The organism is Eikenella corrodens (genome assembly GCF_900187105.1).
GTDB lineage: Bacteria > Pseudomonadota > Gammaproteobacteria > Burkholderiales > Neisseriaceae > Eikenella > Eikenella corrodens.
In genome coordinates this window covers 927,312-948,214 of the sequence record NZ_LT906482.1, presented here as the reverse complement: position 1 = coordinate 948,214, position 20,903 = coordinate 927,312, and the positions used below count along the sequence as shown (strand labels likewise).

At 56.2% G+C, this 20,903-nt stretch carries 26 protein-coding genes and 1 tRNA gene; 15 read left to right on the top strand and 12 right to left on the bottom strand.

Annotated features, from left to right (window positions below):
• Positions 1-409 precede the first annotated feature (409 nt).
• From CKV94_RS04780 to putP, 3 genes are all read right to left on the bottom strand, one after another.
• A complete protein-coding gene (locus tag CKV94_RS04780; protein WP_003824422.1) occupies positions 410-829 on the bottom strand; it encodes a hypothetical protein in 420 nt (139 codons plus the stop codon).
• Positions 830-933: 104 nt separating this feature from the next.
• Positions 934-4,533: a bifunctional proline dehydrogenase/L-glutamate gamma-semialdehyde dehydrogenase PutA gene (gene putA / locus CKV94_RS04775; protein ID WP_003824421.1), complete on the bottom strand. Its 3,600-nt coding sequence runs from the start codon at positions 4,531-4,533 to the stop codon at positions 934-936.
• A 274-nt stretch (positions 4,534-4,807) separates the two neighbouring features.
• On the bottom strand, positions 4,808-6,325 hold the full coding sequence (putP, locus tag CKV94_RS04770) for a sodium/proline symporter PutP (protein ID WP_003824420.1): 1,518 nt from the start codon (positions 6,323-6,325) through the stop codon (positions 4,808-4,810).
• 683 nt (positions 6,326-7,008) lie between these two features.
• On the opposite strand from putP, the gene CKV94_RS04765 reads away from it, so the two are divergent.
• The 8 genes from CKV94_RS04765 to hpf all read left to right on the top strand — a co-directional run bounded on the left by CKV94_RS04765 (position 7,009) and on the right by hpf (position 12,090).
• A complete protein-coding gene (locus tag CKV94_RS04765) occupies positions 7,009-7,557 on the top strand; it encodes a KdsC family phosphatase (RefSeq protein WP_003824416.1) in 549 nt (182 codons plus the stop codon).
• A complete protein-coding gene (gene lptC, locus CKV94_RS04760; RefSeq protein WP_003824415.1) occupies positions 7,554-8,135 on the top strand; it encodes an LPS export ABC transporter periplasmic protein LptC in 582 nt (193 codons plus the stop codon). The genes CKV94_RS04765 and lptC overlap by 4 nt, the downstream gene beginning before the upstream one ends.
• A complete protein-coding gene (gene lptA, locus CKV94_RS04755; RefSeq protein ID WP_003824414.1) occupies positions 8,113-8,631 on the top strand; it encodes a lipopolysaccharide transport periplasmic protein LptA in 519 nt (172 codons plus the stop codon). The genes lptC and lptA overlap by 23 nt, the downstream gene beginning before the upstream one ends.
• Positions 8,632-8,641: 10 nt before the next feature.
• Positions 8,642-9,022 (top strand): MmcQ/YjbR family DNA-binding protein, encoded by a 381-nt coding sequence (locus tag CKV94_RS04750; protein WP_003824413.1) that lies wholly within the window; start codon positions 8,642-8,644, stop codon positions 9,020-9,022.
• Positions 9,023-9,138: 116 nt separating this feature from the next.
• Positions 9,139-9,522, top strand: coding sequence for a hypothetical protein (locus tag CKV94_RS04745; RefSeq protein WP_003824411.1), 384 nt, complete (start codon positions 9,139-9,141; stop codon positions 9,520-9,522).
• Between the two features lie 80 nt (positions 9,523-9,602).
• Positions 9,603-10,337 (top strand): LPS export ABC transporter ATP-binding protein, encoded by a 735-nt coding sequence (lptB, locus tag CKV94_RS04740; RefSeq protein WP_003824410.1) that lies wholly within the window; start codon positions 9,603-9,605, stop codon positions 10,335-10,337.
• An 18-nt stretch (positions 10,338-10,355) separates the two neighbouring features.
• Complete coding sequence (gene rpoN / locus CKV94_RS04735) at positions 10,356-11,726, top strand: RNA polymerase factor sigma-54 (RefSeq protein ID WP_003824408.1); 1,371 nt, start codon at positions 10,356-10,358, stop codon at positions 11,724-11,726.
• A gap of 43 nt (positions 11,727-11,769) precedes the next feature.
• Complete coding sequence (gene hpf / locus CKV94_RS04730) at positions 11,770-12,090, top strand: ribosome hibernation-promoting factor, HPF/YfiA family (RefSeq protein WP_003824407.1); 321 nt, start codon at positions 11,770-11,772, stop codon at positions 12,088-12,090.
• A gap of 234 nt (positions 12,091-12,324) precedes the next feature.
• On the opposite strand, the gene CKV94_RS04725 is transcribed toward hpf, so the two are convergent.
• From CKV94_RS04725 to CKV94_RS11120, 8 genes are all read right to left on the bottom strand, one after another.
• The gene (locus tag CKV94_RS04725; RefSeq protein WP_003824406.1) at positions 12,325-13,743 is read right to left on the bottom strand and encodes an OmpP1/FadL family transporter; all 1,419 of its coding nucleotides are present in this window, start codon (positions 13,741-13,743) and stop codon (positions 12,325-12,327) included.
• Positions 13,744-14,089: 346 nt separating this feature from the next.
• A tRNA-Met gene (locus CKV94_RS04720) sits at positions 14,090-14,166 on the bottom strand.
• A gap of 271 nt (positions 14,167-14,437) precedes the next feature.
• Complete coding sequence (gene rnhB, locus CKV94_RS04715; protein ID WP_003824403.1) at positions 14,438-15,022, bottom strand: ribonuclease HII; 585 nt, start codon at positions 15,020-15,022, stop codon at positions 14,438-14,440.
• Positions 15,019-16,173, bottom strand: a complete 1,155-nt coding sequence (gene lpxB, locus CKV94_RS04710) for a lipid-A-disaccharide synthase (protein WP_003824402.1) — start codon at positions 16,171-16,173, stop codon at positions 15,019-15,021. The genes rnhB and lpxB overlap by 4 nt, the downstream gene beginning before the upstream one ends.
• Positions 16,174-16,324: 151 nt before the next feature.
• The gene (locus CKV94_RS04705) at positions 16,325-16,651 is read right to left on the bottom strand and encodes a tyrosine-type recombinase/integrase (RefSeq protein WP_157727249.1); all 327 of its coding nucleotides are present in this window, start codon (positions 16,649-16,651) and stop codon (positions 16,325-16,327) included.
• The gene (locus CKV94_RS04700; protein ID WP_081251782.1) at positions 16,599-16,778 is read right to left on the bottom strand and encodes a DUF4224 domain-containing protein; all 180 of its coding nucleotides are present in this window, start codon (positions 16,776-16,778) and stop codon (positions 16,599-16,601) included. Before CKV94_RS04700 ends, CKV94_RS04705 begins: the two co-directional genes overlap by 53 nt.
• A gap of 10 nt (positions 16,779-16,788) precedes the next feature.
• Positions 16,789-17,148, bottom strand: a complete 360-nt coding sequence (locus CKV94_RS04695) for a hypothetical protein (protein WP_223417317.1) — start codon at positions 17,146-17,148, stop codon at positions 16,789-16,791.
• Positions 17,149-17,193: 45 nt separating this feature from the next.
• The gene (locus tag CKV94_RS11120) at positions 17,194-17,400 is read right to left on the bottom strand and encodes a hypothetical protein (RefSeq protein ID WP_141744169.1); all 207 of its coding nucleotides are present in this window, start codon (positions 17,398-17,400) and stop codon (positions 17,194-17,196) included.
• An 88-nt stretch (positions 17,401-17,488) separates the two neighbouring features.
• Here CKV94_RS11120 and CKV94_RS04690 point away from each other — a divergent pair, with 88 nt between their 5' ends.
• Genes CKV94_RS04690 through CKV94_RS04670 form a run of 6 tightly spaced genes read left to right on the top strand, consistent with a single transcriptional unit; the run spans position 17,489 to position 19,786 of the window.
• Positions 17,489-17,851 (top strand): DnaT-like ssDNA-binding protein, encoded by a 363-nt coding sequence (locus CKV94_RS04690; protein WP_095114601.1) that lies wholly within the window; start codon positions 17,489-17,491, stop codon positions 17,849-17,851.
• Between the two features lie 2 nt (positions 17,852-17,853).
• A complete protein-coding gene (locus CKV94_RS04685) occupies positions 17,854-18,216 on the top strand; it encodes a hypothetical protein (RefSeq protein WP_003824398.1) in 363 nt (120 codons plus the stop codon).
• On the top strand, positions 18,216-18,377 hold the full coding sequence (locus tag CKV94_RS11115; protein WP_003824397.1) for a hypothetical protein: 162 nt from the start codon (positions 18,216-18,218) through the stop codon (positions 18,375-18,377). Before CKV94_RS04685 ends, CKV94_RS11115 begins: the two co-directional genes overlap by 1 nt.
• Positions 18,374-18,769: an HK97 gp10 family phage protein gene (locus CKV94_RS04680; protein ID WP_003824396.1), complete on the top strand. Its 396-nt coding sequence runs from the start codon at positions 18,374-18,376 to the stop codon at positions 18,767-18,769. Before CKV94_RS11115 ends, CKV94_RS04680 begins: the two co-directional genes overlap by 4 nt.
• Positions 18,760-19,101 (top strand): phage tail terminator-like protein, encoded by a 342-nt coding sequence (locus tag CKV94_RS04675; RefSeq protein ID WP_095114600.1) that lies wholly within the window; start codon positions 18,760-18,762, stop codon positions 19,099-19,101. The genes CKV94_RS04680 and CKV94_RS04675 overlap by 10 nt, the downstream gene beginning before the upstream one ends.
• A gap of 31 nt (positions 19,102-19,132) precedes the next feature.
• Complete coding sequence (locus CKV94_RS04670) at positions 19,133-19,786, top strand: IS1595 family transposase (RefSeq protein ID WP_095114599.1); 654 nt, start codon at positions 19,133-19,135, stop codon at positions 19,784-19,786.
• Between the two features lie 86 nt (positions 19,787-19,872).
• Here the strand turns inward: CKV94_RS04670 and CKV94_RS04665 are convergent, their stop codons facing one another.
• The gene (locus CKV94_RS04665) at positions 19,873-20,055 is read right to left on the bottom strand and encodes a ribbon-helix-helix protein, CopG family (RefSeq protein ID WP_003824109.1); all 183 of its coding nucleotides are present in this window, start codon (positions 20,053-20,055) and stop codon (positions 19,873-19,875) included.
• Between the two features lie 330 nt (positions 20,056-20,385).
• Here CKV94_RS04665 and CKV94_RS04655 point away from each other — a divergent pair, with 330 nt between their 5' ends.
• Positions 20,386-20,850, top strand: coding sequence for a phage tail tube protein (locus CKV94_RS04655; protein ID WP_003824107.1), 465 nt, complete (start codon positions 20,386-20,388; stop codon positions 20,848-20,850).
• The last annotated feature ends 53 nt before the right edge of the window (positions 20,851-20,903 follow it).

Sequence of the window (20,903 nt, the reverse complement as noted above, 5' to 3'; positions counted from 1 at the left end):
CGAGGATGGGAAAACATCTACAAAATAACTCGGGTCTCCCGATTCAACCCTTATAACTCGCCCTGTCGCAGCATCTATCACGGATTGCCTACCAAAGGCTATCTTGTGTTGGCCGCAGCGAAAGAATACATGCCCTAGCGCATTAGTTTTATTTCCGTCTGCATCAATGGTATTAGTTAAAAGGAACCATGCGCTATCGCTACCAACAGTTTGTTTATCAATGAATACGTTTGTTGCTCCATCATATGATTCTGTGAACAGCGCCCATCTATCGGGGTCTGGGGTTGGCTGAGCTTGCGACATGACGGATAGAACAATGAAAGAACAATAAAATATCAGCTTCCTCATGGTTATCTCTATTTAATTTGTCCGAAATTGTTGATAAATGTAGAAATATCATCTTTGTTATTCAGTAGATACCGCTATCCACCACCATCAATGAAGCATTAAATCCCCAGAATAATAGTTCACTCATCACGGCCAACTCACCGGCTTTGCCTAAAAAGGCAGAATCTACGGGCGGAGCAATATTTTGTTCTGTAGGGTTGGCTACTCTCAGTTTCTTCAGGCGGTACACGCCACGCTTGTAGGAAACAACCTTTCCTTTCGCATCTTTTTTACTGGCAACCTTAGTAAAGACGGCGTCTTTCTTTTTCACATGAGCAGCAAGCGCTGATGATAGTTTGTTGCTGAATGTATCCGCATCCATTCCCATATTGTGATTTATTCTGACAGCTTCAATAGCAATATCAGATACATGTCCTTGCTTCCCTGGCATGTCGGCTAGGATTTTATATGTGATTTGTAAGATTTGGCTGAGATTTTCCATAAGCAGTCCTTGATAATATTAATTCCATCATGTTTGGAGCCATTTATAAATCAGGCTACCTGAAACTTTCAGGTAGCCTTTTCATTGCCTACACAAACGCTGGTTTAATCGCCTGCGGCCATCAGGTGGGCGTTACCGCCGGCGGCAGTGGTGTTGATGCTGCAGGAGGTTTCTTCAAACAGCTGCAGCACGTCCACGCCGTGTTGGGCGTTGATGATGCGCACCAGTGCACCGTCGCTGCCGGCCAGTGTCTGTTTGAGTTCCACCGGCAATTCTTCCAGGGCAACCACGTGGCTGATGCCGGCGGAAGCGGGAGTGGTTGAGGTTTCCAGCAGGTCGGGAGCCTGTTCGGCGTAGGCGGCCAATGGATGCTGGTCGGACACGAGGGCGGTGATGCCGGAGCCGGCGAGCTCAATCCAGGCGGCGAAGGCTTGCGGCAGGCTGCCGCCATAGAGCCATACGCGTTTGGGCGCCTGCCAGCTCAACACGTTGTGTTCGCCGGTGGGGCCGCGCAACACTTGCTCGGCTTGACGCAGGGTGTGTACGCGGGCGCGGCCGAGGCTGCCGGCCAAGTCCAGCTTCTGCTCTTGGGTGAGCGGCAGGCTTTGCAGCAGGGTTTGCAGGCGGTTGAGTGCGTCTTCGTCGGCCTGGCCGCTGCGGGTGAGCGGGGGCGTGCGCCAGCTGTCGAGGCGGCTGAGGCGTTGCAGGTAGAAGGGGCCGCCGGCTTTGGGGCCAGTGCCGGAGAGGCCGTGGCCGCCGAAGGGCTGCACGCCCACCACGGCGCCGACGATGTTGCGGTTCACATAAAGGTTGCCTGCTTCGATGCGGCGGCGGATGTGTTCCACCGTGCCGTCGATGCGGCTGTGGATGCCGCCGGTGAGGGCGTAGCCTTTGGCGTTGATTTGGTCGATGAGCTGGTCGAGTTCGTCGGCGCGGTAGCGGATAACGTGCAGGATCGGGCCGAACACTTCGCGCTGCAAGTCGTTCAAATTGTTCAATTCAAACAGTGTGGGCGCGATGAAGGTGGCGTTATCGGCATTTTCAGGTAGCCTGATTTGGTGGCTGGATTTGGCGATGCCTTTCATGCGGTCGATATGGCTTTGCAGATTGGCCTGCGCTTCGGCATCGATTACCGGGCCGATATCGGTGCTCAGTTCGGCGGGGTTGCCCACGCGCAATTCGTCCATTGCGCCGCGAATCATGTTCACCATGCGGTCGGCCACGTCTTCCTGCACGCACAAGATACGCAGGGCGGAGCAACGCTGGCCGGCGCTGTCGAAGGCGGAGGCAAGTACGTCAACGCATACCTGCTCGGCCAGCGCGGTGCTGTCCACAATCATGGCGTTCTGGCCGCCGGTTTCGGCAATCAGCACGGGCTGGCCACTGCGGCGGGCGAGCGATTGGTTGATGAGGCGGGCCACTTCGGTGGAGCCGGTGAACACCACGCCGTTGATGCGTTCGTCTTGCGTGAGGGCAGCGCCCACGTCGCCCGCGCCGAGCACAAGCTGCAGCACGTTGCGCGGAATACCGGCTTCGTGCATCAGCTGCACGGCGCGGTAGGCGATCAGGCTGGTTTGTTCGGCGGGTTTGGCCACCACGGTGTTACCTGCGGCCAATGCGGCCACCACTTCGCCGGTGAAGATGGCCAGCGGGAAGTTCCACGGGCTGATGGTAACGATGGTGCCCACGCCTTGGCTGTTTTCAGGTAGCGTGTGTTCGGCTTCGTCGGCGTAGTAGCGGCAGAAATCCACGGCTTCGCGCACTTCGGCGATGGCGTTGTTCAGCGTTTTGCCGGCTTCGCGCACGGCCAAGGCCATCAGCTCGGGCATGTGCGCTTCCATCAGGTCGGCCAGGCGGCGCAGCATGTTGGCGCGTTCGGCGGCGGAAACGGCAGCCCAGCTGCTTTCGGCGGCTTTGGCGGCGGCGATGATTTCCGGTACGGCGGCGGCCTCTACGAAGGCGGCACTGCCCACCACTTCGCTGTGGTCGGCCGGATTGCGCACTTCATGAGCGGCCTGGGTTGGGGCGGCCACGGCCAAAAGCGGCACGGCATGCAAGGGCGTGGCAGCGGCATTGTTCATAATGGTTTGCAGCTCTTGCAGTGTGCTTTCGTTGCTCAGGTCGAGGCCTTGCGAATTGAGGCGTTCGTTGCCATACAGATTGCGCGGCAATGGCAGGCTGTTGTTGGGATGAATGCCTTGTTCGGCCAAGGTATCGAAGGGGCTGCGGATGAGGGTGTCAATGCTGATGTTTTCATCCACAATCTGGTTTACAAACGAGGTGTTTGCGCCGTTTTCCAGCAGGCGGCGCACCAAGTAGGCCAGCAGGGTTTCATGCGTGCCCACCGGTGCATACACGCGTACGCGCCGTCCCAAGTTTTGCGGGCCGACCACTTGGTCGTACAGGGTTTCACCCATGCCGTGCAGGCATTGGTGTTCGAACTGTTTGCCTTTGCCCATTTGGTAAATGGCGGCCAGAGTGTAGGCGTTGTGGGTAGCGAATTGCGGGAATACGGCATCTTGCGCGTCGAGCAGTTTGCGTGCACAGGCCAGGTAGGAAATGTCGGTGTGGACTTTGCGGGTGTAGGTGGGGTAGCCGTTCATGCCGTCCACTTGCGCCCATTTGATTTCGCTGTCCCAATACGCGCCTTTCACCAGGCGGATCATCAGCTTCTGATTGTTGCGGCGGGCGAGGTCGATTAAATAGTCGATTACGAAGGGGCAGCGTTTCTGATAAGCCTGCACCACGAAGCCAATGCCGTGGTAACCGGCCAGGTCGGGGTCGGAAACCAGGGCTTCCATCAAATCGAGCGAGAGTTCGAGGCGGTTGGCTTCTTCGGCGTCGATGTTGATGCCGATATCGTATTTTTTGCCGAGCAGGAACAATTCTTTCAGGCGCGGCAGCAGCTCGTTCATCACGCGGTCGTGTTGGGCGCGGGAATAGCGCGGGTGAATGGCGGAGAGTTTGACGGAAATGCCGTTGCCTTCATAAATGCCTTTGCCGGCTGCATCTTGGCCGATGGCGTGGATGGCGTTGACGTAGTCTTGATAGTAGCGTTCGGCATCGGCTTCGGTCATGGCGGCTTCGCCGAGCATATCGAAGGAATAGAGATAGCCGAGTTTTTCGCGTTCTTTGCCGTTTTTCAGGGCTTCTTCGATGGTTTGGCCGGTAACGAACTGTTTGCCGAGCATGCGCATGGCGTAGTCTACGCCTTTGAGGATGAGCGGCTCGCCGCCTTTGCTCACGATGCGGGTGAGCGCATTGCCGAGGCTTTGGCCGCTGGGGGCGGCAGCGAGCTTGCCGGTAACCAGCAAGCCCCAGGCGGCGGCGTTTACAAATAAAGAGGGGCTGTTGCCGAGGTGGCTTTTCCAGTCGCCGCCGGAGATTTTGTCGTGGATGAGTTTGTTGCGGGTGGCTTTATCGGGAATACGCAGCAGGGCTTCGGCCAAACACATCAGGGCGATGCCTTCTTCGCTGGAAAGGGAGAACTCGTGCATCAATGCATCCACCCCGCTGGCACGGCGGCGCTCTTCGCGCACCTGCTTCACCAGCCGGCGGGCGAGCCGGTCGGCGGCGGTACGCTCGTCTTGGCTCATCTGGGCGCGTTCGAGCATATCCTGCACGGCTTCGACTTCGTCGCGGCGGTAGGCATCGGTAACGGCTTGGCGCAGGCTGGTTTGTTGGGGATGGGCAAACTGGAACATGGTTGGTCTCCGTGGTTGGTGGGGCTGCCCGATAAACCGCTTTTCAGGTAGCCTCTGTTTCGTTATGAATAGCTGCTTGGTTTGAACGTCGGTAAAACGGCATCATAAACCAAACTGCGGATAATGTGAAAGAATGTTTGGCAGGAGTGGGGGTTGGTTAATCGGTTAAGGGCTACCTGAAAAGGCCGGGAGCGGTTTCAGCTAGCCTGAAGCCTTTTGATACGGGCAGTTTGAAGGCTACCTGAAAACTTTTCAGGTAGCCTTTTGCCGTCCTTTATTTTGCGGCGCGGTAATCCGCATCGGCTTTTTCGAAGCGTTGGCAGATTTCCTCGGCAGGCGCTTTGCCAGCCAGCGATACGACTACGGTAGTCAGGCCGCAGGCGATGAAGCCGGGGATGATTTCATACAGCGTAGCCATGCCGGCGTTGGCCAGCGCAGGATTCACCACCTGCACCCACAGCACCACCACCGCAGCGCCGGCAATCATACCTGCCAATGCGCCGTTGGCAGTCATGCGTTTCCAGAACAGGGAAAGGATAACGATGGGGCCGAATGCCGCGCCGAAGCCGGCCCAGGCAAACTCCACCAGTTGTAGCACTTTGCTTTCGGGGTCGGCAGCAATCAAAATGGCGATAACGGCCACGGCCAGCACCATGATGCGGCCAATCCACACCAATTCTTTCTGCGGCGCGTTCGGGCGCAGGAAGCCTTTATAGAAGTCTTCAGTGATGGCGCTGGAGCACACCAAAAGCTGGCAAGACAAAGTAGACATCACGGCAGCCAGAATCGCGCTTAAAATCACACCGGCAATCCACGGGTTAAACAACAGGGTGGACAAGGCGATGAATACGCGCTCGTGGTTGCCCTGCATGGCAGCGGCTTGCTCGGGGTGAGCGCCAAAGTAGGCGATACCGTAATAGCCCACGGCCACTGCGCCGCCCAAGCACAAAATCATCCAAGTCATGCCGATGCGGCGAGCACCCACCAGCGATTTCACGCTTTCGGCAGCCATGAAGCGCGCCAGAATGTGCGGCTGGCCGAAATAGCCCAAGCCCCAGGCGGCGGTGGAAATGATGCCGATGAAGGTCGTGCCGTGCAGCAGGCTGCCGTACTCCTTGCCGTTGGCAGCGGCGGTGGTTTGGATGAGGGCGGAAACTTCATCTGCGCCGCCCGCGCCCAAATACACCATCACCGGCGTGAGCAGCAGGGCGAAAATCATCAGCGTGGCCTGCACAGTGTCTGTCCAGCTCACCGCCAAGAAGCCGCCGATAAAGGTGTAGGCAATAGTGGCGCCCGCGCCCAGCCACATGGCGCTGGTGTAGCTCATGTCGGTAAACAGGCTTTGGAACAGGCGTGCTCCGGCCACAATGCCGCTAGCGCAGTAAATGGTGAAGAAAAACAGAATGATGAATGCGGAAATTACTTTCATTGCCTGCCCCTGTGCACCGAAGCGGTGGTGGAAATAATCAGGCAGGGTGAGCGCGTTATTGTTGTATTCGGTGTGCACGCGCAGCCGCCCAGCCACCAAGAGCCAGTTGAGATACGCGCCGATAATCAGGCCGATGGCAATCCAAGATTTGCTCAGGCCGCTCAAATACACTGCGCCCGGCAGGCCCATCAGCAGCCAGCCGGACATATCCGAAGCCCCGGCCGACATGGCGGTAACAAACGGGCCCAAGCTACGGCCGCCGAGGATATAGTCGTCAAAATTGCGGGTGGAGAAATAGGCCGCGAGGCCGATTAACAGAACGGCAACCAAATAGATGCCGAAGGTGATATACATCGGGTTCATGAGCTGCTCCTTGTTGTTATCTTTGATTTCCTAAACCGCCTCGGGGCGGTTTGATGGTGTATCGCTAAAGCACCTATTTCTTCTTACCGCGTCGGCTTGCCCTGCCATACTGCTCGTACTGTCTTCGGCTCGCCGCCCGGTATGAAAAAATAAGTGCTTCAGCTATGGCCGCCTGCTGTAAAAACGAGCAACCTAGTTTTGCTTATACTGGAAAACAACAGAATAAGTCAATATGCGTAAAGAATCTTGCAAATAACTTGCGGAAGGAGAACAAAATAAATGTAATTAAGAATGAAAAATACTAGCTGAAAGTATGGAACTTCAGCGGGGTTAAAATGATGTTTTAACGAACTGAACTGATGTTTTGATGAAGCTCAGGCTGGTATTTTGATGAGATGAAAGCGCAAGCTCGGATGAAGTACGCCAGGCGTCAAGCCGATTGCTGCTGAAGTGGCCCGTACAAGCAAGATACTAGGCCGAATAGGCTAGATGGAAATATATTTCCTATTGTTATCATATTATTACTGCACCTCAAACCCAAAAAAGGCTACCTGAAAACCATTTGATGTTTTCAGGTAGCCTTTTCTTTGCTCCGCCGTGCCAAGCAAAAACCATGCCGAACGGGTTTGTGCCCGTGCTAGAGCATGTTATCATGGGTCTAATTTGAAATTGAGATTGCCCGCATGAGCCCTATTCTGCCCGAATTGCCCGAATACCTGCGCCGCCGCGCCGCCGAAATCAAACTGCTGATTATGGACGTGGACGGCGTGCTCACCGACGGCCGCATCTTCATCCGCGACAACGGCGAAGAAATCAAGGCCTTCCATACGCTCGACGGGCACGGCATCAAAATGTTGCATCAATGCGGCGTGCAAACCGCCATCATCACCGGCCGCGATGCCCCTTCTGTGGCCGTGCGCGCCAAGCAGCTCGGCATCCGGCACTACTTCAAAGGCATCAGTGACAAACGCGCTGCCTACGCCGAATTGCGAGAAGCTGCCGGCGTGGCCGAACATGAATGCGCCTACATCGGCGACGACGTGGTGGATTTGCCCGTGATGGTGCGCTGCGGCCTGCCCGCTGCTGTACCTGAAGCGCACGAATGGGTGTTGCAACACGCTGCCTACATCACCCGCCGCCCGGCCGGCGCCGGTGCCGTGCGCGAATTGTGTGAAGTCATCATGCAGGCCAAAGGCTACCTGAAAACCGCTTGGGAGCAATACACAGAATGATTAAACGATTCGGCGGCTGGTGGTTTCCGCTGGTGTTGGCACTCGCGCTCGGCGGCGTGAGCTTTTGGCTCGACCGCATCAGCCAGCTCGAAACTGAAGAAACCCCGCTCGATCCGCATGAGCCGCAATACCAGATTTTCGGCATCCGAGGCCGCCGCTTCGCTGCCGACGGCAGCCTGGCCCAGCAGCTCACCGCCACCCGCGCCTGGCAGTTCCCCAACCGCCAAGACGGCTACCTGGCCGAACCCAACGTGATGTTTTCGCAAGGCGGGCAGATGGTGTACCGCATCAGCGCCGATCAGGCACACTATATCGGCAGTGAAAACCAAGTGGTGTTCGAGAAAAACGTGGTGTTCGACAAACCCGCTATGAACGGTCAGCCCGCCGGCCGCCTTAAAACTAATAGCCTCACTGTCAACACCCAAACTCAAACCGCCCATACCCAAGATTTGGTGAACTATCAATACGGCGCCTCCCACGGCACCGCCCAAGGCATGACCTACAACCACAAACAAGGATTGCTCAACCTTTCCTCCCGCATTAAGGCCGTGATTTATGACCCCAAACAACAACATTAAACCCGCCCGCGCCCTTCTCCTCGCCGCCGCCCTGCTATTGCCCGCCGCGGCTTCTGCGCTCACCTCCGACCGCAACCAGCCCATCCAAATCGAAGCCGACCAAGGCTCGCTCGACCAAGGCAACCGCAGTACTGAATTTTCCGGCAACGTGGTTATCCAGCAGGGCACCATGTATATCCGCGCCGCCAAGGTGCGCGTGGTGAAAGCCGCCGACGGCGCGCAAACCATGACCGCCTCCGGCAGCCCGGTACACTTCGGCCAGCAGCTTGACCGCCAAGGCACCGTGAAAGGCCAGGCCGCCCGCGTGGAATACCAATCCGCCACTGGCATCGTGAAACTCAGCGGCGGCGCCAAGATCGAGCGCGGCGGCGACCGGGCCAGCGGCGACACCATTACCTACAACACCCGCACCGAAGTTTATACCGTGCTGGGCGGCAGTCGCAGCAACGCTAACAAAGGCCGCGTGAGCATCACCATCCAGCCGCAGCAGAAATAAGGGAGGCGGGATGAAGGCCGAGACCCTGTTTGCCGAAATGGCCGAACGCTACCACGCCGCGCCCGACCATCCCTTTTCCCGCTTTCCCGAATACGCCGTATTCCGCCACGGCGGCAGCCGCAAATGGTTTGGCGTGTACCTGCCCGTGCCGGCGGAAAAGCTCGGGCGCACCCCCGGCCGCACCGTGCCCCTGCTCAATGTGAAATGCCGCCCCGAACACATCGGTGCCATGCGCGCCCAAGCCGGCATCCTGCCCGCCTACCACATGAGCAAAGAACACTGGCTGAGCATCGAATTGGAACAGGCCGACGACGCGCTCATCCGCCAGCTGATCGACGACAGCTTCCGCCTCACGCAGGGCAAAGCCAAGATCAGAAAACAGGCTACCTGAAAGCCTGCAATACCGGTTTCAGGTAGCCTCAAACAGTTTCAGGCAGCCCGCATTTGAGGCTACCTGAAAAAATAAAACGCTTTTTGCATCGCTGAACAAGATGTTCAGGTAGCCCCATGCCGCACAGGCTACCTGAAACCGAAAACCAAGCAACCATGAATATCCGCGTCCTCCTCCTCGCCTGCCTAGCCATGCTTACCGCCTGCGCTGCCCCGCAGCCTGCCGCGCCAAACACGCCCAGCAGCCAGCCGGAACAGGCAGCCGACCGCGTGCTGATTGTGTTATACGACCCTGCCGTCGGCGCGGAGCCGCTGCTTCAAGCCGTATGCGAAATGCAGGCCGAGCTGGTGTACCGTTATACAAACATCAACGGCATTGCCGCCCGCATCCCGCCGCCGCAGGATATGGCACAGGCCATGCGCCGCTTGGAGCGCGTATCGGGCGTGTTGCAGGTGCAACGCGACCAAATAATGCAGCTGCAAAACCCTGCCGCACATTGAACCTGCGTATGGCAGCCCTATTTTTCAGGTAGCCTCAGCGCTGCCCGTGATACCCAACAAACACAAGGGAAAACCAAACCATGACCACACCGCACAGCCGCCTCAGTGTTAAACAGCTGCGCAAAAGCTTCAAACAGCGCCAAGTGGTGCAGGATTTCTCGCTCGATATCGAAAGCGGCGAAGTAGTCGGTCTGCTCGGCCCCAACGGCGCGGGCAAAACCACCAGCTTTTATATGATTGTCGGCCTGGTGGCTGCCGATCACGGCACCATCCGGCTGGACGAGCACGAGCTGCGCCACATGACCGTGTATCAGCGCGCCCGCTTAGGCCTGGGCTATCTGCCGCAGGAAGCCTCAATTTTCCGCAAGATGACGGTGGAAGAAAACATCCGCGCCATCCTGCAATTGCACGAAACCGACCGCCATACCATCGAATCGCGCCTCAACGACCTGCTGGGCGACCTGAACATCACCCACCTGCGGCAAAGCCCCGCCCCCGCCCTCTCCGGCGGCGAACGGCGCCGTGTGGAAATTGCCCGCGTGCTGGCCATGAGCCCGCGTTTCATCCTGTTGGATGAGCCCTTCGCCGGCGTCGATCCGATTGCCGTTATCGACATTCAAAACATCATCAACTTCCTCAAACAGCGCGGCATCGGCGTGCTGATTACCGACCACAACGTGCGCGAAACCCTGCGCATCTGCGACCGGGCCTATATCATCAACAACGGCGCCGTGCTGGCCAGCGGCCGCCCCGAAGAATTGGTGGGCAACGAAGAAGTACGCGCCGTGTATCTGGGCGAAAACTTCGATTACTAAGGTTTCAGGTAGCCTCACATGACCCAGCAATCCGTCAAACTCAAACTGCGCCAAACCCAGCAGCTCAACCAGAAGCAGCAGCAATCATTGCGCATTTTGCATATGTCGTCGCTGGAATTGGCCGAAGAAGTGGAAAGCTGGCTGGCCGACAACCCACTGCTCGAACGGCCGGAACACGATCCGGCCGACAGCGGCGAGCCCGAACCCCATTACTCCGCCGCCATACCGGTTACCCGCAAAACCAACAGCATGGAAGAGAGCGACGTGTGGGAAACCGTGGCCGACGAAGCCGATTTCCGCCGCATGCTGCACGAGCAGGTGTGCGAACACCCGCTAGACGAAGACCAGGCCGCCCGCGTGCATTTGCTCATCGACTACCTCGATGATCAAGGCTACCTGAACGACAGCCTCACCGACATCGTGGAAAATTCCCCGCTGGAATGGATGCTCGATGAAGACGATATGGCCGAAGCCCTGCGCCACCTGCAACAGTTCGACCCGCCCGGCGTGGGCGCGCGTGATTTGGGCGAATCATTATTGCTCCAACTGGCGCGGCGGCAGCCGGACGACACCGTATTCTGCGCCGTGCAGCTGGTGAAACACTTCCTGCTCGACATCGCCAAAAGCAGCCTGCCGCAGCAAGTGCGCAAAAAATTCCCCCAATACAGCGCCGCCACCATCGAAGCCGCCCAAGCCCTCGTCGCCTCCCTCAACCCCTTCCCCGCCTACGGCCTTTCCGGCTCCGGTCATACCGAATACGTCGATCCCGACGTGTGGATCCGCCCAGATCCCGAAACCGGCAAATGGACGGTGGGCATGTACCGCCAAGCCTGGCCGCAGGTGCAGCTCAATCAGGAATATTCCGACCTGCTCGCCGAATACGGCAGCGAAGCGCCGGAGTTGAAACAAAAGCTCAATGAAGCTAAAGTATTGCTAAGCTCGCTGGAACAGCGCAAAAGCACCGTGTTGCGGCTGGCCGAAACCATTCTGGAGCGTCAGGCCGACTTCTTCTCTTTCGGCGCCATCGGCCTCGTGCCGCTCACCATTAAAGAAACCGCTGCCAACCTCGGCCTGGCCGAAAGCACCGTGTCCCGCGCCGTAAACCAAAAATATTTGGCTTGCCCGCAAGGCGTATTTCCGCTACGCTATTTTTTCAGCCAGGCAGCCGCCTACAGCAGCGAAGAAGACGGCGACGGCATCAGCGCCAACGCCGTGAAAGCCCTGATCGAAAGTCTGATTGCCGGCGAAGACAAACGCAAACCGCTCTCCGACCAAGCCATGTCCGACCGGCTCGCCCTGCAAGGCATCATGCTCGCCAGGCGCACCGTAGCCAAATATCGCGAAGAACTGAATTTCCCGCCTGCGCACCAACGCAAGCAGAAAGCTTAGCTTGCCGCCGTGCGCAGCCAACCCACCTGTAAAGGAGTGAGCTATGAACCTAAAAATCAACGGAATCAACATCGAGGTTACCGAAGCCCTGAGAGATTACATCAGCGGTAAACTTGAACGCATCGTCCGCCACAGCGACAACGTGATTTCCGCCACCGTAACCCTATCGGTGGACAAACTGGTGCAGAAAGCAGAAGTGGATTGGCATATGGCCGGCAAAGACCTGCACCTCGACCAAACCGACAAAGATATGTACGCCGCCATCGACCTCTTGGTAGACAAACTCGACCGCGCCGTACTCAAACACAAAGAGAAAAAACAACAGCACCGCGCTGAACCCAGCGGCAAGGTGAGCATCGAATAAGCTTTGAACCGCCCAATAGGGTATAGATAAAGCAGGCTGAAAAGCCTGCTTTTTTATAGTGGATTAAATTTAAATCAGGACAAGGCGGCGAGCCGCAGACAGTACAGATAGTACGGCAAGGCGAGCCAACGCTGTAATGGTTTAAATTTAATTCACTATACTAGGGATGGGAGGATTAGACAAGGCTACCTGAAGCCATGCTTTCAGGTAGCCTTTTTACTGCCATGAATCGAATTAGAATTTGTAAGTGTACTGCAAGCCTAAGATATGGGAGTGGCTTCTGAATTTGGCGGAGCCGTGGGTGCGGCTGGACACGCAGGCTTGCGAGCCGGGGCCGGAGGCTGTGCCGCCGCACCAGCCGTTTACGTTGGCAGAGGTGTTTTTCACGTGCACATAGCTGTAGGCGAGGTTGAGGCTGTGCTGCTGATTGATGTCGTATTTACCGCCTAGGGAGAGCCAGAGGCGGTCGGCATCGGGCAGGGTGCTCATGCGGGTGTTGGCGCCGCGTACGGGGGATTGGTCGTAGGCGATGCCGAAGCGCAGTTGCAGGGGATCGGTGATTTGGTAAGACGCACCAAGGGAGAGTTTATAAGTGTTGCGCCACTGGGGGGTGAGGATGGTTTGGTTACTGCGGGCGGGTGCGGCAGGATTCTGCGGGTTGGCCACGGCTTTGCTGTTGCCGAAATTCAGTTCGGCACGGTTGAAGCGGGAGTGGCGTGTCCAGGTGGCGTCGCCATAGAGCGACCAGCGCGGCGTGAGTTTGTACATGCCGTGCAGGGAGAAGGATTCGGGGGTAACGATGCGTACGTTGGCGGCTTCGGATTCGGCGTAGCCATTGGCGCGAATGGCGTTGGAAAGGGTGCCGCCCATCGGAGTTTGGAAGGCTGCGCCCACCAGTTTCCATTCGGCATCGCCGCGCAGGTTGTGGCTTACTTTGGAGCGGTAGTTTGCGCCCAAACGCAGGGAGTCGTTTACGTCCCACAGCCAGGCGAGGTTGTAGCCGAAGCCCCAATCGCTGCCTTCCACGCTGGCATAACCATCGGCAAAGCCGTTGCGGCGCAGTGGGGGGAAGGCGCCGAAGTTGGCGTATTGACGCAGCTTGGCGGTGGTGTGCTGCGCCACCAGGCCGAGGGCAACGGAGTGCTGATCGTTGATTTTATAGGCAACGGTGGGCTGGATGGCGATGGTTTTCACGCTCAACTCGTTCAGGTTGTAGCGCAAAACAGAGTCATGCTGGTATTCGGTGCCGGAGCCGAAGGGAACATACATGCCCAAGCCGAGGGCAACGTTATCATTTAGGCGGTGCGACAAATAAAAATGTGGCGCAACCACTATGCTCTTCGGGCGGATATTGCCGGAAGTGGCGCCTTGCACGGGTTGGTTGGTGCCGGGGTAGTAGGCTTCGGCATCGCTGTATTTCACGCTGGGCGCAACAAGGTTGACGTTGATGCTAACCTGCGTGCCTTCGAGTTTGGTGAGGCCGGCGGGGTTGTGGAACAGGGTGGAAGGATCGGCAGCTTCGGCGGAGGATGAATTGGCCGTGGATTGGCTACTCACGGATTGAGTGCCGAAATGGTAGCCGGAAGCCCAGGCTTGGGCGGAAAAAGCGGTGGCCAGCAACAGGGCTAGGCGGGAGAAATGGCGGGTTGTCATGATGTATTTGGTTGAAGAAAAAAGCTATTTATCAATTAACAGGCATATTTTCAGGTAGCCTTGTGAAGGGGCTACCTGAAACATTACGCCATATAGCTAAACATCTGCATCCTTTCGCAGTTGTTTGGCTATTAACGTTGAATAACTATTCTACAGGAAATTTTGTACAAAAATAAAACCCAGCGGCCAAAACAGCTGGGGTTGGTAATGTTAGGATTGGTAAAATTCCAACAGATTGCCAGCTCTCGGCCGAACTGCGACACATCGTTTTATTTTTGAGCCATATACGGGCATAAGATTGCCGGAATGCAAAAACCTCCCGGCAATCTGCCGAGAGGTTTGAAATTGGTTGCGGGGGCAGGATTTGAACCTACGACCTTCGGGTTATGAGCCCGACGAGCTACCATGCTGCTCCACCCCGCGTCAGGGAAAGTGGACTATACGCGCCTTGGTGGAGCTTGTCAAGTTTGTGCGCAAGATAAAGGCTATTGGCCTGCATTGTTTGATTAATCTTGTTTGCGCAATTTGGCTGTTCTGCCCAGCAGGCTACCTGAAAGCGATGTCTTGGCGAAGCCAAGGCCGAGCTTCTGCGAAGCTAAAGCGATGATTTGACAAGGGCAAAGCTGGACTTCTGCGAAGCTAAAGCGATGGTTTGACGAAGGCAAAGCTAAGTTTCTGCGGGCGCAAACCTGATTCACTCAAACAGCCGCCCCTGCGCCAAGATTTCCCGCACCGGAGCAAAACTGCGGCGGTGTTCGGGCAGCGCGCCGTGGCGTTGCAGGGCGGCGAGGTGTTCGGCGGTGCCGTAGCCTTTGTGCCGCTCGAAGCCGTATTGCGGATAACGTTCGGCCAGGGCATACATTTCCGCGTCGCGCGCGGTTTTGGCCAGCACGGAGGCGGCGGAAATCTGGATGATTTTGCTGTCGCCTTTTATTACGGCTTCGGCTTCGCAGCCCAAATCGGGCGGCACGCGGTTGCCGTCTATCCACACTTTTTCAGGTAGCCTTTCCAGCCCGTGTACGGCGCGGCGCATCGCCAGCATGGTGGCGTGCAGGATATTGAGCCGGTCGATTTCTTCCACCGAGGCGGCGGCCACGCACCAAGCCAGTGCCTGCTGTTTAATCAACACCGCCAATTCGTCGCGGCGGCGTTCGCTCAGTTTTTTCGAGTCGGTAAGCCCCGGCAAATCATATTCGTTTGGCAACACCACTGCGGCGGCAAACACGCTGCCGACCAATGGCCCGCGTCCGGCCTCGTCCACACCGGCCTGCCAAATCATGGGGTTGCCCCCGCGGCGGCCAATACTGCCGCTGCGGCTTCGGCGGCGGTGTCTTTGCGCAATAAATGGTGCAGCTCGGTGAAATCCTGCTGCAGCGCGGCGGTTTTCTCCGGCGAGCGATACCAATCCAGCAGCGCGGCGGCCAGCTTTTCCGGCTCGGCATCGTGCTGCAGCAGCTCCGGCACGGCGGCGCGGCCGAGCAGCACGTTGGGCAGCCCCACATAGGGCACTTTGATTTTGTGCTTCACCAGCGCATAGGTGAGCGGCGAGATTTTGTAGCTGATTACCATCGGCCGTTTGCACAGCGCCACTTCCAGCGTGGCGGTGCCGCTGGTGACCAACACCGCATCCGCCGCCGTGCAGGCTTGCGCCGTGCCGCCCGGGAGCAGTTGCAAGGGCAGGCGGCAATACGGCTCGGCGGCGAGCAGACTTTGCAGGCGCGTGCGGGTGGCTTCGGTGGCGTAGGGCAGCAGGAACTGCGCCTCGGGAATTTGTTGCCGCACCAGCTGAGCGGCTTGCAGAAACAGCGGTGCCATATAGTCGATTTCGCTCACTCGGCTGCCGGTCAGCAGGGCGAATACGGGCTGTTTTTCAGGTAGCCCCAATTCGCGGCGTGCGGCGGCGCGGTCGGCTTCCAAAGGCAGGGTTTGCGCCAACGGATGTCCCACAAATCGCGCCCGCCCGCCGGCCTGCCGGTATAGCTCCGGCTCCATCGGAAACAGGCACAGCACTTCATCTGCCTGCTGCACAATTTTATGCACCCGCTCGCGCCGCCACGCCCACACCGAAGGGCTCACATAATGCAGCGTGGGGATGCCCGCAGCCTTGAGTGCGGCAGCCACGCCTAGGTTGAAATCCGGTGCATCGATGCCAACGAACACATCTGGCCGTTGCCGTTTCATTTCTGCAATCAAGCCTTTGCGGATGCGCCAAATCGCCGGCAGGTTTTTCAACACCTCCACGTAGCCGCGCACCGCCAGCGTTTCTTGGTCGAACAGGCTCTCCAGCCCTGCCGCCTGCATACGCGGGCCGCCGATGCCGGTAAACCGCGCCTGCGGGCAGCGCGCGCGGATGGCCTCAATCAGGTGTGCGCCGAGCAGGTCGCCCGAAGCTTCGCCGGCACACAGGGCGATAAGGGGGGAAGTGTTCATGGTGGGAGCGGCTGGAAAATGAAGATGCGGTATTGTACCGAATAATCAAACATCAAGATGGCTGCCATAGATAAATATATGCTGCATAAGCATAATTCATCTTTTGGCAGCCGTTATATTTCCGCAATTTTTAGAAGCGTTCCGCAAAACGCTATTTTAGCGGCTTGAGTATTTTACCGCGCCGGATATAGGTTTTGGTCATCTGCTCAGAGGTGTGGCCAAGTTGGTCAGAAGCGCTGCGGGTATCGGCAGATAAGTAAATATCCGTGGCGGCTTTGGCGCGCAAATCTCGAAACTGGAAATTGGACAACTCTTCCGCTAGCTCCGGTCGTTGTTGCATAACGGTTTTGCGCAACTCCAGAAACTGTCTGCCCAAAGAGTCGCGGGTCAGTGGTTTTCCGTGGCTGTTGAGAAACAGGTAGCCGTTATCTTGGTGGATACGGTCGATGATTTCTTTCCAGCACGCTGCGGCTGACAACAGGGTAGCCTGCGGCATTGGTAAAGAACGGAATGCCGTTTTTGCGCAGGGTTTCGGCCTGTTTTTTCGGCTGCTTGCGGCTGGTCAGTTCGATGATTTCTTCGCGGGTTAAAAAGGTGTTGGTCATGTTTCCCCTTTCAAATAATAATCTTGATGATGGACTGCTCGCCGTTCACTTCTTCCAGCCCGTCCAAATCCTGTAGCCCCTGCATGGCCACCTCGTACAAGATCTGGCTAAGGTTCTCACGGGTTACGCCTTCGCTCGTTATCTTGGCTTCGCGGATTTCGTATTCCGGCTTGCCGTGTAGCTTCAGCCAAATCTCGAAGCGGTATTTGCGCGGCTTGTCGAAGATGCGCTTGCGTTTCACGGGGTCGGCGAAGTCGCCGAACATCTCCGCCGCTTCCTGAAATTCGTCACGAGTATCTGCACCAACCAAGGGGAAGGTGCAGTAGCCGCGATAGGGTTTGGACGGTTTCTTTTTTCTGCTCCGGCTCACGGCTTAATCTCCAAACTAAAGACCACCCGAAGGTGGCCTAGTTAATCAATCATTGTTAAATATTTTCTGTACCTCTTCATGCGAAAGAATTTGCCATGCAGATTGGTTTGTAACTGGAAGCCAATCATCTTCAATCCTATTGCCATTTACCAATTCGCTTCTTTTAAAGCGGATAATTACAGCTTCGTCTCTGGAAACAAACAACATAATTCCCCCTGATGATTTTGATTTCGCGAATACTGGATATCTCATTCCACATCTCCTCTACAGATTGCGTTCAATACATCGGCGTGGGCTTGGGCGGCTGATTCGGATAGCCGATGCCGACCGCTACCATCAGATGCGGCAGTCTGCCGCTGCATGGACAGCGTTGGATGAGCCGACTAAGGAGCGGATGCTGGTATCCGCCTCCGACTATCTGGACGCTAATTTTAGGCTGAAAAACGGCTTGAATGCAGCGATGCGGAGTGGAGAAGAACCGGTACATCCGCAGGTGCTGAAAGCGGTCTGCGAGTTGGCTTTGCAGCAGCAGCTGAACAGCAACGAGAAACCAAAACAGCAGAGCGTGAAGGTCGGCGAAATCGCGGTTACTTATGCGATAGGCAATACCAATAAGGAACGTTTCGACTATGTGGCGGCCTTGCTGTACGGGATGTATGAGCCGCGCAAAGGTGTTCACATGGTGCCGATGCCGAGAGGGTAGTTATGTTTGATTATACGGGATTGGAAGTGGTGGCCGCTGATGTGATCGCCGACTTTGGGCGGGATTGCACGGTTACGGTCAGCAGTAGCCGTTATGATGTGGAAACATCACGCACGGTTCAGCAGACACAGAGCTATATTGGGAAATGCGTGTTCGGCAATCTGAATGAGAAGCATATCATGCAGCTTGGTGGTGCGCATTTGGTGCAGTCCGGCGATATGCTGGTTACGGCTACCGCATCCTGTAATCTGCAAACTGGTTGTCTCTTGGAATGCGGCGGCGAGGCTTGGCGGGTGGTTAGTGTCATGCCCATCAAGCCGGCTTCCGTAGTAGTGGCTTATCAGGCGCAGGCACGGAGGGAGTGATGGAAACGTTGAAGGCACTTAATCAGATTGTGGTTAGCCTGGTAGAAATTGCGGGCATGGCTTTACTGTTGGTGTTGGCGTTTCTATTAGTGGCTGCGTTGGCATTGCTGCCGCTGGGCTTGCTTGGATGGCTGTTGGTTTGGCTGTGGGGGCTGTTATGAGAGGCTTCGGCAGCCAAATCAGCGCATGGGCGGACGCAGTACGGCAAAAATTGGACGCGGCGGCGGACGAAATCGTGCAGGAAGCCCACCGCCGGTTGTTGGAACAGACGCCGGTGGACAGCGGCGACCTGAAAGCCAGCTGGACGCAGTCAGTCAATGTGCTGCCGACTGCGTTCAACGGCTCGACGGTAACAGCTAAAGCCGGGCAGGTGGTATATATCGCCACAGACAAGGTATATGCGCCGATTATTGAATACGGGCTGTATCCCAATCCGCCGAAACACCCGACCGGCCGCACAACCAATGGCTATTCCACCCAAGCGCCGCAAGGCATGGTGCGGATTACGGTAACCAATATGCAGAACTGGCTAGAGGGTAAACAATGGACTTAACCGCGCAAATTCGCCGCGCCTTGGAAAAGGTGGTGCATAGCTACGCCCAATCACACCGCTTGCCGCTGGTGCCGGGAAATACCGACACTAAGCAGCCGAGTGGAGCGTATCTGCAAACCGCGCTTCTTCCGGCAGATACGGTGCAAGGCACGCTGAATGCGGCCAAGTACAGCGGGATATTTCAAATCACGGTGTATGTGCCACAGAACAGCGGCGCCGGACAGGTGGATGAAATCACGTCGGAGTTGATAAACCTGTTCCGGCGTGGTGGCAAGTTCGGCGTGGTGGCTATTCGCCAGCACCCAAGCCGCAGCAAGGGTTATAGGGGCTGACGTAGATTAGCAGTCATGCTAGTCTACAAAAATGCAGATAACCAATTGTAAATTAAGCAAGAGAGTTCAAAAGAAACTACTTGAATTTTTTGTACTCCAAGTTACCGCCCGTTCCGCTGCCGATATTTTAGACATTCAGCCCAACTCCGCCATTCTGTTCTACCGCAAAATCCGTATGGTCATCAGCCATCATTTGGTCTTGGCTGCCGATGAGGTTTTCGAGGGGCCCGTCGAGTTGGACGAAAGCTATTTCGGCGGACGGCGTAAAGGCAGACGTGGTCGCGGTGCGGCAGGCAAAGTGGTTGTCTTCGGCATTCTGAAACGCAACGGACGGGTCTATACTGTTGTGGTGGATAATGCCAAGTCCGATACTTTGATGCCTGTGATCAAACAAAAAATTATGCCGGATAGTATTGTTTACACGGATAGTCTGAGCAGCTACGACAAGTTGGACATAAGCGGTTTTAGCCATCACCGCATCAACCATTCCAAGGAATTTGCAGACCGCCAGAACCACATTAACGGCATTGAGAATTTTTGGAATCAGGCAAAACGCGTCTTACGTAAATATAACGGAATCGATCGCAAATCCTTCCCGCTGTTCTTGAAAGAATGCGAATTTCGATTTAACTTCGGCACACCGTCCCAGCAGCTTAAAATCCTGCGGGAGTGGTGTGGAATTTAGGGCTAATCTACGTCAGCCCCGGGTTATATGCTGGATGGGCGCTATGCGGTGGTGGTAAGTGTGCCGTATTTGGCGATTGAGTAGGCTTAATGGCCTGCGGACAATGCCTGCAAGGCAGCCTTGACGACGGCAGTTTGACTTTCGCCGCGTGCGGCAGCCAGTCGTTCCAACAGGGCTACGGTTTCCGGGTCGAGGTTGAATTTTTTTTGTACGATGCCGTGCTTTTCCAGATATTTCTTGGTGTAATCGGCTTGGGTCAGTTTTTTCATGGCTTGCTTTATGGTGCGGGATTTTGTAAGATTGGGACTAGGCAGCGGGTGTAGCCGCCGCCTAGCTGGTTAGTCCTTAGTAGGCATTACTGCTTACCAACATCAGGACAACCAAGAGCAGAATTTGAAGTGTCGGCTTCATTTTCTTTCTCCCAGTAAAGCCCCGCTTCGGTGGGGCTTTTCCCGTTGTCGGCTTATCCGACAGCATTATTATAATGTACCATATATTAAAAGTCAAGATATTTATATATTTCAAAAGGTTTTATGCCCTGCTCATTTGAAAGCAGGGCTTTTCTTTTGCCCGCGCGGGCTTTTTTATGGAGATTGGATATGGGTTCCAAGTATATGTTGGCAGAGGGTACGACCCTGCAGATGTCAAAAGAGGAAGTGAAGGATACTTCCGGCAATATTGCTACTGGGGCAACCCCAGTAACGTATGTCGATTTGGCCGACACCACGAAAACCATCGATTACAGCGGTGAATCGACCGATGAAGTGGATGTTACCACGCTGGCTTCGGAAGGCTTCAAAGAAACGGCGCTGGGCTTGACTGACCCTGGCGAATTTTCCTTCACCGGCCATTATGTGCCAAGCGACAACGGACAAAAGGAGATCGTCAAAGCGGCAGAAGATAAGAAACTGCGCCTATTTAAGGTTAAGTTCCCTGACAACACGGTTTTCCTTGTGATGGGGCGCGTTAAAACCAATAAATGGAACGTATCCGGCGTGGCCGATGTGGTAAGCCGAGATGTAACCATCCGACTGTCCGGCAAGCCGAAGCTGACGGTAGGTTAATGTTGGGGCTGTCTGTTTCAGGCAGCCTTTTATATTTTTGATTTCAGGAGATT

What these genes read in the sequence shown, in the direction of transcription:
- CKV94_RS04745 (WP_003824411.1), top strand. Translation starts at nt 9,139, where the DNA reads ATGCCGCACAGGCTACCTGAAACCGAAAACCAAGCAACCATGAATATC.
- putP (WP_003824420.1), bottom strand. Translation starts at nt 6,325, where the DNA reads ATGAACCCGATGTATATCACCTTCGGCATCTATTTGGTTGCCGTTCTG.
- CKV94_RS11115 (WP_003824397.1), top strand. Translation starts at nt 18,216, where the DNA reads ATGGAAACGTTGAAGGCACTTAATCAGATTGTGGTTAGCCTGGTAGAA.
- CKV94_RS04725 (WP_003824406.1), bottom strand. Translation starts at nt 13,743, where the DNA reads ATGACAACCCGCCATTTCTCCCGCCTAGCCCTGTTGCTGGCCACCGCT.
- lptB (WP_003824410.1), top strand. Translation starts at nt 9,603, where the DNA reads ATGACCACACCGCACAGCCGCCTCAGTGTTAAACAGCTGCGCAAAAGC.
- CKV94_RS04780 (WP_003824422.1), bottom strand. Translation starts at nt 829, where the DNA reads ATGGAAAATCTCAGCCAAATCTTACAAATCACATATAAAATCCTAGCC.
- rpoN (WP_003824408.1), top strand. Translation starts at nt 10,356, where the DNA reads ATGACCCAGCAATCCGTCAAACTCAAACTGCGCCAAACCCAGCAGCTC.
- rnhB (WP_003824403.1), bottom strand. Translation starts at nt 15,022, where the DNA reads ATGATTTGGCAGGCCGGTGTGGACGAGGCCGGACGCGGGCCATTGGTC.
- CKV94_RS04700 (WP_081251782.1), bottom strand. Translation starts at nt 16,778, where the DNA reads ATGACCAACACCTTTTTAACCCGCGAAGAAATCATCGAACTGACCAGC.
- lpxB (WP_003824402.1), bottom strand. Translation starts at nt 16,173, where the DNA reads ATGAACACTTCCCCCCTTATCGCCCTGTGTGCCGGCGAAGCTTCGGGC.
- lptA (WP_003824414.1), top strand. Translation starts at nt 8,113, where the DNA reads ATGACCCCAAACAACAACATTAAACCCGCCCGCGCCCTTCTCCTCGCC.
- CKV94_RS04685 (WP_003824398.1), top strand. Translation starts at nt 17,854, where the DNA reads ATGTTTGATTATACGGGATTGGAAGTGGTGGCCGCTGATGTGATCGCC.
- CKV94_RS04670 (WP_095114599.1), top strand. Translation starts at nt 19,133, where the DNA reads ATGCAGATAACCAATTGTAAATTAAGCAAGAGAGTTCAAAAGAAACTA.
- hpf (WP_003824407.1), top strand. Translation starts at nt 11,770, where the DNA reads ATGAACCTAAAAATCAACGGAATCAACATCGAGGTTACCGAAGCCCTG.
- CKV94_RS04675 (WP_095114600.1), top strand. Translation starts at nt 18,760, where the DNA reads ATGGACTTAACCGCGCAAATTCGCCGCGCCTTGGAAAAGGTGGTGCAT.
- CKV94_RS04765 (WP_003824416.1), top strand. Translation starts at nt 7,009, where the DNA reads ATGAGCCCTATTCTGCCCGAATTGCCCGAATACCTGCGCCGCCGCGCC.
- lptC (WP_003824415.1), top strand. Translation starts at nt 7,554, where the DNA reads ATGATTAAACGATTCGGCGGCTGGTGGTTTCCGCTGGTGTTGGCACTC.
- putA (WP_003824421.1), bottom strand. Translation starts at nt 4,533, where the DNA reads ATGTTCCAGTTTGCCCATCCCCAACAAACCAGCCTGCGCCAAGCCGTT.
- CKV94_RS04665 (WP_003824109.1), bottom strand. Translation starts at nt 20,055, where the DNA reads ATGAAAAAACTGACCCAAGCCGATTACACCAAGAAATATCTGGAAAAG.
- CKV94_RS04680 (WP_003824396.1), top strand. Translation starts at nt 18,374, where the DNA reads ATGAGAGGCTTCGGCAGCCAAATCAGCGCATGGGCGGACGCAGTACGG.
- CKV94_RS04690 (WP_095114601.1), top strand. Translation starts at nt 17,489, where the DNA reads ATGCGGCAGTCTGCCGCTGCATGGACAGCGTTGGATGAGCCGACTAAG.
- CKV94_RS04655 (WP_003824107.1), top strand. Translation starts at nt 20,386, where the DNA reads ATGGGTTCCAAGTATATGTTGGCAGAGGGTACGACCCTGCAGATGTCA.
- CKV94_RS11120 (WP_141744169.1), bottom strand. Translation starts at nt 17,400, where the DNA reads ATGAGATATCCAGTATTCGCGAAATCAAAATCATCAGGGGGAATTATG.
- CKV94_RS04750 (WP_003824413.1), top strand. Translation starts at nt 8,642, where the DNA reads ATGAAGGCCGAGACCCTGTTTGCCGAAATGGCCGAACGCTACCACGCC.